The sequence below is a fragment of the Pedobacter sp. UC225_61 genome (genome assembly GCF_044452285.1).
Lineage (GTDB): Bacteria > Bacteroidota > Bacteroidia > Sphingobacteriales > Sphingobacteriaceae > Pedobacter.
Genome location: NZ_JBIOAL010000001.1, coordinates 3,247,165 through 3,260,322, shown reverse-complemented (window position 1 = coordinate 3,260,322; position 13,158 = coordinate 3,247,165). Strand labels below are relative to the sequence as shown.

At 40.8% G+C, this 13,158-nt stretch carries 18 protein-coding genes and 1 pseudogene; 4 read left to right on the top strand and 15 right to left on the bottom strand.

The window, feature by feature from the left end:
- The first annotated feature begins 130 nt into the window (after positions 1-130).
- The gene (locus ACHMWN_RS14815) at positions 131-358 is read left to right on the top strand and encodes a hypothetical protein (RefSeq protein ID WP_397302607.1); all 228 of its coding nucleotides are present in this window, start codon (positions 131-133) and stop codon (positions 356-358) included.
- 130 nt (positions 359-488) lie between these two features.
- Here ACHMWN_RS14815 and ACHMWN_RS14810 read toward each other — a convergent pair whose 3' ends face one another.
- Complete coding sequence (locus ACHMWN_RS14810) at positions 489-1,565, bottom strand: FISUMP domain-containing protein (protein WP_397302604.1); 1,077 nt, start codon at positions 1,563-1,565, stop codon at positions 489-491.
- Between the two features lie 135 nt (positions 1,566-1,700).
- On the opposite strand from ACHMWN_RS14810, the gene ACHMWN_RS14805 reads away from it, so the two are divergent.
- Complete coding sequence (locus ACHMWN_RS14805) at positions 1,701-2,156, top strand: NUDIX domain-containing protein (protein ID WP_397302601.1); 456 nt, start codon at positions 1,701-1,703, stop codon at positions 2,154-2,156.
- On the opposite strand, the gene ACHMWN_RS14800 is transcribed toward ACHMWN_RS14805, so the two are convergent.
- From ACHMWN_RS14800 to ACHMWN_RS14770, 7 genes are all read right to left on the bottom strand, one after another.
- Positions 2,149-2,583: a DUF1810 domain-containing protein gene (locus tag ACHMWN_RS14800; protein ID WP_397302600.1), complete on the bottom strand. Its 435-nt coding sequence runs from the start codon at positions 2,581-2,583 to the stop codon at positions 2,149-2,151. The genes ACHMWN_RS14805 and ACHMWN_RS14800 overlap by 8 nt on opposite strands.
- 15 nt (positions 2,584-2,598) lie before the next feature.
- A complete protein-coding gene (locus ACHMWN_RS14795) occupies positions 2,599-3,063 on the bottom strand; it encodes an XRE family transcriptional regulator (RefSeq protein ID WP_397302598.1) in 465 nt (154 codons plus the stop codon).
- A gap of 134 nt (positions 3,064-3,197) precedes the next feature.
- Positions 3,198-3,752, bottom strand: a complete 555-nt coding sequence (locus tag ACHMWN_RS14790) for an arylesterase (RefSeq protein WP_397302595.1) — start codon at positions 3,750-3,752, stop codon at positions 3,198-3,200.
- A 15-nt stretch (positions 3,753-3,767) separates the two neighbouring features.
- Positions 3,768-4,046: a hypothetical protein gene (locus ACHMWN_RS14785; protein WP_397302593.1), complete on the bottom strand. Its 279-nt coding sequence runs from the start codon at positions 4,044-4,046 to the stop codon at positions 3,768-3,770.
- Positions 4,047-4,129: 83 nt separating this feature from the next.
- Positions 4,130-5,530 (bottom strand): MBL fold metallo-hydrolase RNA specificity domain-containing protein, encoded by a 1,401-nt coding sequence (locus ACHMWN_RS14780; protein WP_397302590.1) that lies wholly within the window; start codon positions 5,528-5,530, stop codon positions 4,130-4,132.
- Positions 5,531-5,739: 209 nt separating this feature from the next.
- Complete coding sequence (locus ACHMWN_RS14775; protein ID WP_397303604.1) at positions 5,740-6,279, bottom strand: SRPBCC family protein; 540 nt, start codon at positions 6,277-6,279, stop codon at positions 5,740-5,742.
- The gene (locus ACHMWN_RS14770) at positions 6,197-6,496 is read right to left on the bottom strand and encodes a DUF2892 domain-containing protein (RefSeq protein WP_397302587.1); all 300 of its coding nucleotides are present in this window, start codon (positions 6,494-6,496) and stop codon (positions 6,197-6,199) included. The genes ACHMWN_RS14775 and ACHMWN_RS14770 overlap by 83 nt, the downstream gene beginning before the upstream one ends.
- Positions 6,497-6,654: 158 nt before the next feature.
- Between ACHMWN_RS14770 and ACHMWN_RS14765 the strand changes: the two genes are divergently transcribed.
- Entirely contained in the window at positions 6,655-7,416 is a 762-nt protein-coding gene (locus ACHMWN_RS14765; RefSeq protein WP_397302586.1) for a DUF72 domain-containing protein, read from the top strand.
- A gap of 45 nt (positions 7,417-7,461) precedes the next feature.
- Here the strand turns inward: ACHMWN_RS14765 and ACHMWN_RS14760 are convergent, their stop codons facing one another.
- The 4 genes from ACHMWN_RS14760 to ACHMWN_RS14745 all read right to left on the bottom strand — a co-directional run bounded on the left by ACHMWN_RS14760 (position 7,462) and on the right by ACHMWN_RS14745 (position 9,305).
- Complete coding sequence (locus tag ACHMWN_RS14760; protein ID WP_397302584.1) at positions 7,462-7,965, bottom strand: DUF892 family protein; 504 nt, start codon at positions 7,963-7,965, stop codon at positions 7,462-7,464.
- 81 nt (positions 7,966-8,046) lie between these two features.
- Positions 8,047-8,739 carry a PRC-barrel domain-containing protein gene (locus tag ACHMWN_RS14755; RefSeq protein ID WP_397302582.1) on the bottom strand — a complete coding sequence of 231 codons (693 nt, stop codon included), beginning with the start codon at positions 8,737-8,739 and terminating at the stop codon, positions 8,047-8,049.
- Positions 8,740-8,770: 31 nt separating this feature from the next.
- Positions 8,771-8,962, bottom strand: coding sequence for an OmpA family protein (locus ACHMWN_RS14750; RefSeq protein WP_397302580.1), 192 nt, complete (start codon positions 8,960-8,962; stop codon positions 8,771-8,773).
- A complete protein-coding gene (locus ACHMWN_RS14745) occupies positions 8,940-9,305 on the bottom strand; it encodes a hypothetical protein (RefSeq protein ID WP_397302578.1) in 366 nt (121 codons plus the stop codon). The genes ACHMWN_RS14750 and ACHMWN_RS14745 overlap by 23 nt, the downstream gene beginning before the upstream one ends.
- Positions 9,306-9,649: 344 nt before the next feature.
- On the opposite strand from ACHMWN_RS14745, the pseudogene ACHMWN_RS14740 reads away from it, so the two are divergent.
- Positions 9,650-10,673 (top strand): annotated as a pseudogene (locus ACHMWN_RS14740) (LLM class flavin-dependent oxidoreductase).
- A 46-nt stretch (positions 10,674-10,719) separates the two neighbouring features.
- On the opposite strand, the gene ACHMWN_RS14735 reads toward ACHMWN_RS14740, so the two are convergent.
- From ACHMWN_RS14735 to ACHMWN_RS14725, 3 genes are all read right to left on the bottom strand, one after another.
- Positions 10,720-11,097, bottom strand: coding sequence for a hypothetical protein (locus ACHMWN_RS14735; protein ID WP_397302576.1), 378 nt, complete (start codon positions 11,095-11,097; stop codon positions 10,720-10,722).
- Between the two features lie 105 nt (positions 11,098-11,202).
- The gene (locus ACHMWN_RS14730) at positions 11,203-12,111 is read right to left on the bottom strand and encodes a helix-turn-helix domain-containing protein (protein ID WP_397302574.1); all 909 of its coding nucleotides are present in this window, start codon (positions 12,109-12,111) and stop codon (positions 11,203-11,205) included.
- Positions 12,112-12,119: 8 nt separating this feature from the next.
- The gene (locus tag ACHMWN_RS14725) at positions 12,120-13,049 is read right to left on the bottom strand and encodes an alpha/beta hydrolase family protein (RefSeq protein WP_397302573.1); all 930 of its coding nucleotides are present in this window, start codon (positions 13,047-13,049) and stop codon (positions 12,120-12,122) included.
- Between the last annotated feature and the right edge of the window lie 109 nt (positions 13,050-13,158).

The window sequence follows — 13,158 nt, the reverse complement described above, 5'->3', positions numbered from 1 at the left end:
AAAATAACCTATATTAGACAATGAGTAATTTATAAATCAAGAATGGTTTTACGTTATCAGCTTTGCTGTTAATCTTATTTTTAGAAACAAAAGTAGAGCGATACAGGTTATAGTTTTATAACAACAGATCATGGAAAATCAAGATAACACAAACCAACAGCAGGGGTCATCACCAAATCAAAAAGGTTCATCCGTTCCAATTGCCATTCCACAGGGTAAAAATCCAACGGTTAAAGAAGGAGATCCTAACCAGCAACGCCCTAAGTACGGCTCAAAAGGAGGACCTAATACCTCTACACGAGAAGACCAATTACCTTCTTTAGAAAATCCTAGCGAACACTCGCAGCAAGGGGAATAAAATCTTTTAGTTTTAGTAGTGGCTAAATGTATTTAAATGTATGCATATGTTTGATACATCGCATTTCTTTAAAATGCGATGTATTTTAATAACTCATTCGAATGCAATGAAGTTTAAATTTAGTATCGCACTAGTCTTTCACTAACCTTACTGCAGCACCTGTGGTTTTACTATAATCGGTTACACGTGGCTCGCTGTATTTGTTAAAATCAAGATAGTAGGCAAAGCTGTCGCTACTCGATTTGGTGGTGCTAGACCACCAGTAGCTTAACCATACACCATATAAAAAAGATTTCCCTCCACCATATTCATCACCACCTGCACTTCCATTGGTTAATAAATTAAGACCTGAGGAGTTATCGCCATTGCCATGTGCAAATTTGTACGGGTCTTTTACATCCCAGCCAGTAGTACCACGCATTTTTTTACCGGCCACTTTTTCACCACCTAAAGCAGCAATCATGGTTAAAAATTCATTGCTGCTGGGCACATGCCAGCCAGCGGGTGCTAACCCACGGGGATCGGTAACTGCATAAAAGTTGTACAGCTTTCCATATTTCTTTTCATTACTGCTATCGAAATTAAGGTAACAATAAGCTGGAATCTTTTCCTTGCTTACTTTTTCCCATTCTTTTTGATTGGTTGCGTAATAAATCTGCTCACCGTTCCTATAGGTGCTTACGTTTAGGTTGGTGGTCGTCCACACTTGATTACCAATTTTTACAGGAGCTGTAATTTCTGATGAGGCGTTGTATATTTCTTTCAACTGACCAGATTGTGTCGAGTTGCAACTCCAGACAAAATTAGTAGGTTGTATACCGCCGCTTCTTTTTAAACATTCTCTAGTTGCTATTACATCTGCCTCTTCCTTGGTTTTCGCAATTCCCCAACCAAATGCGGTACCTACATTGCCGTTTATGGTCCGGTAAGCAGCGCAACCTGTTCCCGAGTAGGTGAGTACAATGCTGCAGGCGCCACCACGTTTGTTACATTCGGCAACGGCTCTTTTTTCAGCCTCTGCCAAGTTTGGCTGATCGAATGAAAAACCATAATAAAAACCGTTTGATCGGTCTACCGCTAAGGCTCCGTATTTTGTGTTAACCTGAGTAGCTGGTTTAGTCACCGACTTTTTTACTTGAGCAATTAATTTGGTTGTAATGGCTAACTGCACAAGTATTGCCATCAATAATAGTTTACTTATTTTCATGTCTTTTATTTCTTATAACCAAATTTACCAGTCAATCTACTTGCAGTCAATACCAATTATTAGGTATATTATGATGAGCTTCTGACATGGAATTTTTATATTTATGCGAATAGCAGAAGTTTAAAGCAAAGCAAAATGAAGTTAAGTGCGGGTATTTTAGTCTATAGAAATCATGCTGACATATTGGAGTTTTTTCTTGTCCATCCCGGAGGTCCCTTCTTTGCTAAAAAAGACTTCGGTGTTTGGACAGTACCCAAGGGGCTGGTGGAAGTGGATGAGGATCTGCTAGCTACTGCTAAGCGTGAATTTTTTGAGGAAACAGGTTTTCAGCTTGATGGTGAGTTTGTGGATCTCGGTCATATTGTCCAGAAAGGAGGAAAGCGTGTACACTGCTTTGGTCTAGCATTCGATCTAGATGACTCGGCGCTAAAAAGTAATACATTTGAGTTGCAGTGGCCACCTGGCTCAGGAAAGATGTCTTCATTCCCTGAAGTGGATCAAGGTAAGTGGTTCGATTTAAACACTGCTAAAGAAAAGATCAACCCTCAGCAAGTAGAACTGCTAAATAGGTTGCTTAAGCTAATTAAATAGATCTGGATAGTAGTGCTAGGGTCCTAGGATCTTTTTCTCCCTTAAAAAATTTAATAAGTACTGCGTTAAATACTGGATTTGTAGGACTGAGCTCGTTAAATAGTGTCATGCTAGAGTGTAGCTTAAGGTCATCTGGGCTGCCCATCATTTGAGTAGCATTTTTGATGTTGGATTGCAGTACAGCGCTGGCGATTTCAATTAAGCGTTGACCAAGTATAGGATGAGATAGATAGGTTGATGCATGGTCAAGGCTTTCGATGCCATATCGGATGGACATTTCGCTATGGCCGAGCCCCTGAAGTTGAGGAAAGATGAACCACATCCAATGACTGGTTTTTCTACCATTTTTGATTTCTTGCAGCGCCGAGGCGTATGACTGGTTTTGAGCGGATACATAATGTTCGAGCTTAGCTTTTCGGATCGTCATTTTCTTAATGCTTTGTTAGTTATTAAGGTAGAAGTAAAACATTGCCTTTACGATCTGGCTCATTGATCTTTTGCCAGTTACCCAGTCAGAAATACTTTCCCTATCCAAGCCTGTATCAAAGGCAATCTGCTTAATCCTTACTCCCTTTTGTTGCATTTTACTTTCTAGCCACGCTGTAGTTACAGTGCTAGCAGGTGAAGGTGCAAAGGTTTGAGCGTAGATATGGAGTTTTGCTTTTGGAAGTAAGTTTGCGAAAAGTTCTTTGGTGCGGTTGGAAAGGGTAGCCTCGCTAGCGTATCTGCCCGATTTAGTTTCTCCTTGCGCAACCTCAATCTCTATTCCTTCTGCATTTGCAGAAAGAATCGTAAAATTCATATTGGAGGATTCGCAATGACGTTCTGCTGCTTTAACGAGTTTTTCGATTTCAGTGCTGCTCAATAGCTCGCTTAGTTTTTCAATACCTGGGATACTGCTTATCATAATTTCTTTTGTTTCTGCTATTTAACACAATGCCGACCGATTGTTTTCGGTATAAGAATAACAATGGGCTGATTTAATTGTTTAAAGGCACATACTTATTTAGATAAATATTGGAACTAGACTATCCAGGAATGTTAGAGTAGTGCTTGCAGTAATGGCCAAACGTTTTCGGCAATGATTTGATAACCAGCTGCATTTGGATGGACTAGGTCTGGCAAATTGAGCATTTGATTTCCGATTACACCTTCTAATAGAAAGGGTAAAAAAGGGAGCTCATATTTTTTTGCTAGGTTCTTATAGCTCTCGCGATAGGCCGAAACGGTTTTGTGAGAAATCCATGCAGGAAGCTCCATACCGAGCAGAATCATCTTAGTATTGTGATCGCTTATCCTGATTTTTTGAATGATTGACTCAATATTGGTGTTCATCGATTGGGCTGTGTGTCCGCGGATGATATCGTTAGCGCCAATGCCAAGAACGAAAATATCAATCTTTTCTTTTAATATAATTGGTAACCGCTGTAGGGCAGTAGCCGAGGTATCGCCACTGACTCCTGCATTGGTATAGGAGAATTCTTTATTTTCTTCTAGTGCTTTTTTGGCAAGCAGTGCTGGTAAGGATTCGGTAGAAGGAGATTTTAAGCCATAACCAGCAGTAAGGCTGTCGCCGAAAAATACAATATGCTTCATCAATATTTGCGCTTGCTATCTTTCCAGATGTTCGATAGCGATGTGTGCGGCATTGTCTTCTCCAGTCAAAGCAGCGATGCGCTGGTCAAGGTCGTCTGCCCAATCCATGATGGCTTCTTCTGGACTGTCTCCGCAACCGTAGATTCCCACCTGTGGATCGGGACCGAATACGCAGCAATAGGCAAATCCATCTTTGTAGAGATGTGGTCTAAGTTTCTGTGCTTTTTTAGGCACCCATTCTTGGTCGAAATTGAATTCAACTTTTTCAAAACTATCAAAGTCTCTATTGTTCATGTGATGTAGTCTAAGTTTTACTGTAGTACTTACCTTAATTGCCTTCTTTTTCTTTAACAATCATTACCATGTTTGGTTTGAAATTAGTCAATGTCGTACTCTTGACGATACTCCGGAATGGCTATATGCTTGAAACCTTTTTCACGCAACCGATCGGCTAACTTTTGTTGGGTGGCATATTCCCCATGCACCAAAAATACCTGCTTGTTTTTAGTGGGATCTTGGCAAGACATGAAATGTAACAAGTCTTGGTAATCGCCGTGTGCACTCATGGACTTGACGACTTTGATTTCGGCATTAACATGGTAATATTGCTTAAAGATCTGAACATTTCTTTCTCCTGCTAACAGTTTTCCGCCAAGGGAATTTGGGTCGCAGTAGCCTACAATAAGTATAGTGTTTTTTTGGTTTTCGATGTTGCTTTTGATATGGTGACGGATCCTTCCACCTTCGGCCATACCAGATGAGGCAATGATGACGCAGGGTCTTGGATCTTCTGAGAGTTTCCTCGATTCGACAGGACTATCTATAAAGCGTAGTCCTTTGAAGTTAAATACGTCATCATCTACTTTTAATAACTGCTTAACCCCGTTATTGAATACGTCTGGGTGATTACGAAGCACTTGTGTGGCCTGTGTAGCCAAGGGGCTATCTACATAATAGGGAATGTCGGGCAGTTTTCCCTTTAGTTCTAAACTATTGAGTGCAAAGAGCAGCTCTTGGGTTCTTCCCACACTGAAGGCAGGGATCAGAACCTTTCCCTTTTTGATGGCACAGGTATCATTTATGATTTCCAATAACATATCCTCAATAGGCAATTGATCTTTATGCAGAGAGTCGCCATAGGTTGATTCTAGTAGGATATAGTCGGATTGTTGGAACACTTGTGGGCTTCTCAGCAATAGGTCTGAATATCTACCAATATCTCCACTGAAAGTAATTGCTTTCTGCTTTCCATTTTCGATGATCTTTAAGTGCACTGCAGCGCTGCCAACAACATGCCCTGCATCGGTGAAAGACAGCTTAATGCATTTGTCAATATCAATTTCCTGACCATAGTCAATGACTTTGAACATACCCATAGTTTTGATTACATCCTCTTGTGTGAAAAGTGGAAGTTGTTCAGGTTCATCTATGTTCTTGTTCTCATTAGCAAATTCAGCGTCCTGTTCGTGAATATTGGCCGAATCAAGCAGCAGAATACGTGCCAGATCCATAGTTGGTGGGGTGGAATAGATAGTTCCTTCAAATCCTTCTGCTACCAGCCTTGGAAGCAGTCCGCAGTGGTCGATGTGGGCATGCGACAGAATCACCATCGTGATCTCCGATGGCTTAAATCCGAAATAACCATTAAGTATGTCGGTCTGCTCGCCCATACCTTGGAACATGCCGCAGTCTAGAAGTATTTTTGTGCCGTTGTCTAGTTTAATTAAATGTTTACTGCCTGTAACTACACGGGCAGCGCCATGGAATGCTATTTTCATAGGTCTGTGGTACGCGTTTTATAGGAATTTTGGTTTATAGAGATTAAAGGTGATTTTAGTCGTTAGCTTTCGCAAATCGATCAACTGCCTTTTAGCTGCTGTTTCTGACAGTTAGTTATTCTTTTTGTTCGGGACATTGGAGATGAACAACATTACATAAAGCCGCCTGCATGTTGGTGCAGGCGGCTACGTAAGATATTGCTTATTATTTATCCTAATAAAGTCTCTTCTGGCATATTTAGACCTGCATAATTCAAAAAATCTGCCTGTTCTACATAGCTTTTGAAGCCTTGGATATCTTCGCGGATCATTTTTTCAAATAAGCCGTTAAACAAGGAAGTTATTCCACGCCCTATACTTCCAGCAGGTGCAAAATAATTAAGCTCTACATGAACTTCAGTTCCAATAGCGTTAAGTGCATCAGTGAAAGTGATTTTTCCAGCATGTTCAATCATTGAACCTGTGATTGATTGCCAACCGATATAGCTCCCTAACTCTTCGTGGGTAATTTCTGCGTTCCACTCCAACGGAATAAGATTTCCGGGTGTCTGAGCGATCCAGTGTGAGCGTGTAGGACTGGTTTCACTTACTTGCTTTAGGTGCGACATGAAATTGGGCAGGTTAGATAATTCTCTCCAAAAGGAGTATACTTTTTCTCTTGGAACATTAACTGTTAGGGATTTCGCTGATTTGGATGGCCTGAGGATCGGTGGTATCGATGTCAAGGGCTCTGTATACCGGACAAACACCTGTTGCTCCACGATAAATTAGCAATCCACTTGCAGCTACTCCTTCAAGAGCCAGCAATGGGCGGTTAGTAATCAGCTTAAGCGATTTGTACAGTAAATAGGTTCCTCCAAGAAAAGATAGGGCACGTTCACCCGTATCAATATTAGCACTGCTTGAAGGTTTAAGGTTAATGTCTTTGATCTTATTTATAACGCTGTTTGCAAGGGTAGTTTCCATAGTTTATAATGTTAATGTGAACAAAATAACAGCGGTAACAAATTTTTGTTTTTATAAAAAAATAGGTTTTTTTTATAACTACTAATCATCTTAGCTGGGGAGAGACTTGAAGGAAATGCCAGGAACAATTTTATCTAATAGTTGTTTGTACCATCAGTATGCATATTCCATTTGAACACTACTATTCGGGAACCAGCGGCCTTGTTCTTCCCGTACCTAACAAGCTCCATTATCCCGAAGAATTTCAGGACAAAAGCAGGCTGTGTTACTATGCCTCGTTAATGGACACCATCGAGATAAATTCTTCTTTTTATAAAATCCCACAACCCCGTACACTACACAAATGGGCTAATGATGTACCCAAAGAATTCTGGTTTACCTTTAAGTTATTTAAGGAAATTACTCACCACAAAGATTTAGCTTTTGATCCACAACTGGTGACCCGATTTTTCGAGGTGATAAACCAAGTAGGAAACAAAAGAGGTTGCTTATTGGTACAGTTTCCTCCTAGTGTACGCATAGGACATTTTGCGCAACTACGCCTGTTAATGAAGGTGTTGAGAGAGAATGATCCTGATCAGAAGTGGAAAATTGCTTTAGAGTTCCGCCATCCTTCTTTGTATGTAGATGAGGTATATGAAATATTGGAAGAGTATGCACTTGCCATGGTCATCCATGATAAAACTCCGGCGGCCTCACCTTTAAGGGAAGGCGAAATGGATTTTATTTACCTACGCTTTCATGGACCGGGTGGTAATTACCGTGGTAGCTATTCAGATGATTTGCTGTACGAATACGCGGGCTATGTTACCGAATGGCTCGAACAAGGGAAAAAGGTATTTGTCTATTTTAATAACACACTAGGGCAGGCGCATGAAAACTTAAATACCCTACGTCAAATGGTTCGAGACACCTATTAGTTAGTAGTACAATATTTACTTTCTGAATGCTATTGACTCCAGTTTTTAAGATTTAATGGGCTGATTTTCATTATCAGTTAACTGCGGAGAAATAATGTTTTGGATGATTTGTCGTAACCAAGTATTAGTATTTCGATTATCAGAAATGGTCTGCTCGATAAGAGAGGGGACGGTTTCCAAACCGAGTGCTACAGCAATAGGGTGAAGTAATTCATATAGTGCTAGCTTTTGGTTTTGAACCTGCAGGGCGTATTCAATCAGGATCAAATCTTGATTGAGGCTGCCTTTAGACTTTACTTGAAAGGGAGATAAGGGATGTTGAATTTCAGGTTTTTCTGTTTTGGGAATTAGCTTTTTAATGAGTGATATGCGCTGCTGATGGGCAGGAATATCTGTTGATTCAGGATTCAAGCATTTAGCAAGCTCATCCGTATGTGCTGCTTTTGCTAGCTGAACATATTTTTTTGCTGAAAGTTTTTCCAGTTGTTCTACTTGCAAGATCCGTTGGGCGAAAAGCTGGTGGAGTGGTAGGTGTTGTGGGTATGGCATGAATGAAGCGTTGTGATTAAATGGATTTGCAATGGGGCACAGGCAAAAAGGGAATGCGTATGCACTCCCTTGTATATTATGCTACGCTTGGTATTCCGGTCTATCGGGATCACCCTCTCCTTTATGGTCATCTCCACCTTGGTTGTGAGATGCTCCCGGTTGTAGCCATGGCTTAATCTGGTGCTGCTCGTTGTGATGTGTGTTTTCTCCAGTATGCTCATCTGCTGCATGTAAATTGTTGGCCTTCGACCTTTCAATCATCTCATGGATAGATCTTTGCTCAGTTGACCTTTCGGGGTTTCCGCCACGCTGATAAAAGCTGCTGGTATCAAAATGCTGATGCGCATAAAATTGCTGTTGGTCAAAATCTACCATTTTTTCTTCTATCCTTAATGCTGCTGGACTGCCAATGATAGTACGGATATAGACTTCTGTCTCAGGACTTATTTTATCAAATTCATAAGCTGGAAGTGCATTATATTGGTCAAGATGTATGTTCGGCAACACAACTTCATCGTCGCTAGTATGCAAGTGAGCAATGCCGATTGGAATCATGACACGCTTATCGTCTATGGATAGATCATTGTCATTTAGGTCAATAACTAAGTACCGTACAGCTCTAGTCTGCGGATCGAAGAGTAATTCTTCTACTTCTCCAATATAAGTACCTGTTTCAGATTTTACTTTCCAACCAATAATGTTAGGCTCACCGTCTACAATCTGGAAGTCGGAGTTTGATAGTTCTTTTAAGTATGCATAGGTATGTTGTTCCATGATTTTTTGTTGTAGTGTGGTTAAAAATTTATTATTGTTTTGGGAAGACAACAATCGATACATTACGATTTTGTTTCCTTCCTTGACTAGTTTCGTTTGTAGCTACTGGCTGTGTTTCGCCAACAGATTGAACGGAAATAGTTGTTGCTGGTACATTTCCAGGAGAGGTAAGCCATTGCTTTACTGCTTCAGCTCGCTGTTTACCCAATTCTTGACTTCTCATCGGCAGGTCCTGTAGAATCAGTTGCGCCAAACACGCCTATAGTCGCCTCTTTAAATCTGTTGTTGAGTACATCGCTAATGATTTTCAATTTCGTTTTTCCTGCCTCAGATACCTCATTTCCATCTGTTGGGAAAAGAATATTCTCACCAAGGGAGTAAATGGTGTAGGTTCCATTGGAGCGAGTTTGTATGTCGCTGTCAGCTATATCAGCATCGGTCATGGTAGCTGCAGCAAAGTCTACGGCTTTCCAATCGGGGCCAGTTGTGGCAATTGCTGTGGTGGAATCTTTAGTTACACTCTCCGCATTTGATTTTTCTGGATCGCATTTTCTGAGTAGCAGCACAGAAAGCAGGATGAGTACAAGGAAAGTCAGTAGCCATATCCACCAGGGACGTTTCGGTTTTGGTTCTACTTCTAAATGGGCCATAGGTTTGTTATTAAGGTGTGATTGTTTTGTAATTGGTTTAGTTAACAGCACGAATGAGAAATTGTTTACACAGGCTGGTTTTTTATCTTTCTATTTGCATAGGTAATGTATACGTTTACCTGCACGTTTATTTTAAACCTTAGGCGAAACTCAATACGTTGTTTTTTATCAGATCATTGAGTATGCCAATGCATTTGTTTTGACCATCTTCTGACCAGAATAGACTTCTCTGATGGTTATATTTGAGTTTAATCTTAAACATGAAAAAAATAGGATTTCTATCGTTCGGTCATTGGTCAGACCATCCCTCATATCAAGCAAGAACTGCTAGTGATACGCTTTTGCAATCCATTGATCTTGCGGTTGCCGCAGAAGAGATTGGCCTAGATGGTGCTTATTTCCGAGTACACCATTTTGCAAAGCAATTAGCCTCGCCCTTTCCGTTGTTGTCGGCAATCGGGGCAAAGACAACCAAGATCGAGATTGGCACTGGAGTAATCGATATGCGCTATGAAAATCCGCTGTATATGGTAGAAGATGCTGGAGCAGCCGATTTGATTGCTGGGGGTAGGCTGCAACTTGGCATTAGTCGCGGTTCGCCCGAGCAGGTGATTGATGGCTGGAGATATTTTGGTTATGAGCTAAACGACGGAGAAAGTGACGCGGACATGGGAAGACAAAAAGCAATGGAATTTTTGGAACGCTTGAAGGGCGAAGGCTTTGCTCAGCCAAATCCTAATCCAATGTTTCCAAATCCACCCGGCCTCTTGAGACTTCGAACCTTATTCGCAAGGGCTTAGGGAGCGCATCTGGTGGGGAGCTGCTTCCAATGCGACAGCAATTTGGGCGGCGGAAAATGGTATGTTTTTGCAAAGCTCAACACTAAAGTTTGATGAAAATGGCAAACCTTTTCATATCCAGCAGGCGGAGCAGATTAGGTTATATAAGGAAGCTTGGAAAAACGCTGGACACGAACGAGAGCCGAGGGTTTCCGTGAGCAGATCGATCTTTGCAATCATGAACGATCAGGATAGGTATTATTTTGGAGGACAGGGAAAAGGAGCAGACAGTTTTGGATATATCGAACCTACTCAAAGGGCAGTTTTCGGAAGGGGTTATGCGGCAGAACCTGATCAGCTCATTAAAGAACTAGCAGGGGATGAGGCGATACAGGAAGCGGATACATTGCTATTAACCATTCCAAATACACTAGGAGTGGATTACAATGTACATGTACTTTCATCCATTTTGGAGCACGTTGCCCCAGGGTTGGGATGGAGATAATAGCTTGGATTATAAGGTAGCATCAAGCTATCAAATACCCACGGCACTATTTAACTCTCTTAAACTTTAATCCACAACCTTCAATACATGGCGGATTAAGTATCAATTGCTTGGCAGTAACTTTATACTGATAAATAAGAGGCTGGTTAACATTTTTGGTGGTGATTTCCACACGCACACTGTCCAAAACCTTAAAGCGTGTAAGCGGCTCAAAAACGTCACCCATCGTTTCTCCAGTAGGAAGGAAGGTTATAGTTTTAAATTCTTTTACCTTTTGATAGGTCCCGCTGCCGTCTCCAGGGTCTGCATATTGTTCAGTCAATATCCATTTTCCGTAGATTTCGCCTGTAGTTTGGTCATCTTTTTTGCAGGCATTCAGTAATAAAGCACAAAGTAGTGCACCAGTGAATAGTAAGTTTTTCATGTTTTGGTTTTTCTACCTATACGAATCTAAGTTAAAAAACGCTACAAAGTATAAACACTGCATAAATGCTATGAGCTATAATTCGTGTATTGTGCCCGAATAGTGTTAATTGAAAGAACGTCTGAAATCCAAGGGCGAGATGCTGGTTTTGAGCTTAAACAGTTTACTAAAGGATTGCGGATGTTCAAATCCTAATCCATAGGCTATCTCGCTTATGGAAGCCTGAGTTATTGATAACTGCTCCTTTGCTTTTTCAATTAGGTGGTTGTGGATATGCTGTTGTGCGTTTTGCCCTGTAAGTGAGCGTAGCATATCACTTAAATAACTAGCACTGACATTTAATTGCGTAGAAAGAAATTGGACAGTTGGAAGCCCTTGCTTGTGTGGTAACAGGAAATAAGTGTGCAAGATTTCTTCTACCCTTTGAAGTAAATCGCTACTTACCGCTTTACGGGTGATAAATTGTCGGTTGTAAAATCGATTGGCGTAATTCAGCAGTAATTCAATCTGAGAAATAACGACGTCCTGACTAAAATTATCAATTCTGTTTTCCAGTTCTTCTTCAATACTTTTAAAAACAGCAATGATTGTAGATTTTTCTTTTTCGGATAAATGCAACGCTTCATGAGTGGAATAAGAAAAGAAACCATACGCTTTTATTTTCTTAGCAAGTTCGTAACCAAGTAAAAAATCAGGGTGAAAAAGTAAAGTATAACCAGATTGATCACTGAGGGTTTCGTGGGCTCCTGTAATCTGATTTGGTGAAACAAAAAACATTCCTCCCTCGTCGAAATCGTAGTAATGCTGCCCGTATTTAAACTTTCCCTTAAAGTTCACCTTATAAGAGATTTTGTAAAAATTTAAGATATGCGGACTGGGAAGCCTTTCTAACGGAATGGATCCTGTGGCATTGTTTATTAAAGTTACTAATGGGTGCATAGGTGCAGGCATATCCAGCACCTTATGCAACCTTGATAAAGAATCGAATCTATGTTTAGATAGTTCATCTTTCATATTGTCTGTTATAATTTGCTTTCAATGCTGCCTAAAGCATCCTGTACGCCATTAAGGTTTTCCTTTGCTTGTTCCCAACTTAAATCGGAAGGATCGAATGTACTCCGAATATACGCAAGAATGGTTTGACATACAAATGCAACACGTTCTGGATCTTCATCACTTGTCTCAAGGGCATCATAACCTGAAATGCCACCAAAGATGTGTTCAGCGCCAAATACGGTTAGCAAATCTTTTGGGCCTGGACTTAGGTAATAAGCATCGGCACGCCAATTGTCCAGATCAGAGAACATGAGGTTTTTGTCTTTGTCACCGTTTACAATGAGCCCTGGTAAAACCATAGTGCTAAAATTAGAGCCTGCCATTACAGGATAATGATCTCTGACCGCTCCGTTCAATCCATCAGGACCGCCAGGTAAACCTATCATTACTGGGGCTTTTATTCGTGGTTCTGTTACATTTACAATTTTTCCTGTTGAGGGGTCTGTCACTTCCATGCCAGCAAGCATTGCAATAGTATGGCCGCCTAAAGAATGGCCGATAGCAGCAATTTCTGTTTTATTAACTCTACCGGTTAACCCTGGTACTGTAGAAATAACTTCGTCCAGATGATCTAGAATAAATTTCATGTCTGCGGGCCTTGAGCTCCAGAAAAGGGGTGCTTCAGGAAGGGATGAAGAAAGCCCGAGTGCTTTAGAATTTTGATGCGTAGGTTGAATAACTACAAATCCTGCTGCTGCAAAAAAGTCTACGATAGGGCCATATCCTCTGTATGAAGAAAGGAAGTTGGAGGCACCATGTCCATGCGAAAGAAGAATGACAGGTAGGTTATCTCCGCTTGCAGGAGCAGAAACTTTTATTTCAAGGTCGACGTGACGTCCAGGAACCGGTAATATAACTGGACTAAAGCTGATGATGGGTGTTTTTGACTGTTTCATTTTATTATTGATTAAATTTTGATATAGTCAAAGTTCATCAGTTTTAAGCCCACCGGTGTAGTGAAATCGGGGTATTTCGTAGCCAAAGTGAAGTAGAATTATGGGAGAG

What these genes read in the sequence shown, in the direction of transcription:
- ACHMWN_RS14815 (WP_397302607.1), top strand. Translation starts at nt 131, where the DNA reads ATGGAAAATCAAGATAACACAAACCAACAGCAGGGGTCATCACCAAAT.
- ACHMWN_RS14810 (WP_397302604.1), bottom strand. Translation starts at nt 1,565, where the DNA reads ATGAAAATAAGTAAACTATTATTGATGGCAATACTTGTGCAGTTAGCC.
- ACHMWN_RS14805 (WP_397302601.1), top strand. Translation starts at nt 1,701, where the DNA reads ATGAAGTTAAGTGCGGGTATTTTAGTCTATAGAAATCATGCTGACATA.
- ACHMWN_RS14800 (WP_397302600.1), bottom strand. Translation starts at nt 2,583, where the DNA reads ATGACGATCCGAAAAGCTAAGCTCGAACATTATGTATCCGCTCAAAAC.
- ACHMWN_RS14795 (WP_397302598.1), bottom strand. Translation starts at nt 3,063, where the DNA reads ATGATAAGCAGTATCCCAGGTATTGAAAAACTAAGCGAGCTATTGAGC.
- ACHMWN_RS14790 (WP_397302595.1), bottom strand. Translation starts at nt 3,752, where the DNA reads ATGAAGCATATTGTATTTTTCGGCGACAGCCTTACTGCTGGTTATGGC.
- ACHMWN_RS14785 (WP_397302593.1), bottom strand. Translation starts at nt 4,046, where the DNA reads ATGAACAATAGAGACTTTGATAGTTTTGAAAAAGTTGAATTCAATTTC.
- ACHMWN_RS14780 (WP_397302590.1), bottom strand. Translation starts at nt 5,530, where the DNA reads ATGAAAATAGCATTCCATGGCGCTGCCCGTGTAGTTACAGGCAGTAAA.
- ACHMWN_RS14770 (WP_397302587.1), bottom strand. Translation starts at nt 6,496, where the DNA reads ATGGAAACTACCCTTGCAAACAGCGTTATAAATAAGATCAAAGACATT.
- ACHMWN_RS14765 (WP_397302586.1), top strand. Translation starts at nt 6,655, where the DNA reads ATGCATATTCCATTTGAACACTACTATTCGGGAACCAGCGGCCTTGTT.
- ACHMWN_RS14760 (WP_397302584.1), bottom strand. Translation starts at nt 7,965, where the DNA reads ATGCCATACCCACAACACCTACCACTCCACCAGCTTTTCGCCCAACGG.
- ACHMWN_RS14755 (WP_397302582.1), bottom strand. Translation starts at nt 8,739, where the DNA reads ATGGAACAACATACCTATGCATACTTAAAAGAACTATCAAACTCCGAC.
- ACHMWN_RS14750 (WP_397302580.1), bottom strand. Translation starts at nt 8,962, where the DNA reads ATGAGAAGTCAAGAATTGGGTAAACAGCGAGCTGAAGCAGTAAAGCAA.
- ACHMWN_RS14735 (WP_397302576.1), bottom strand. Translation starts at nt 11,097, where the DNA reads ATGAAAAACTTACTATTCACTGGTGCACTACTTTGTGCTTTATTACTG.
- ACHMWN_RS14730 (WP_397302574.1), bottom strand. Translation starts at nt 12,111, where the DNA reads ATGAAAGATGAACTATCTAAACATAGATTCGATTCTTTATCAAGGTTG.
- ACHMWN_RS14725 (WP_397302573.1), bottom strand. Translation starts at nt 13,049, where the DNA reads ATGAAACAGTCAAAAACACCCATCATCAGCTTTAGTCCAGTTATATTA.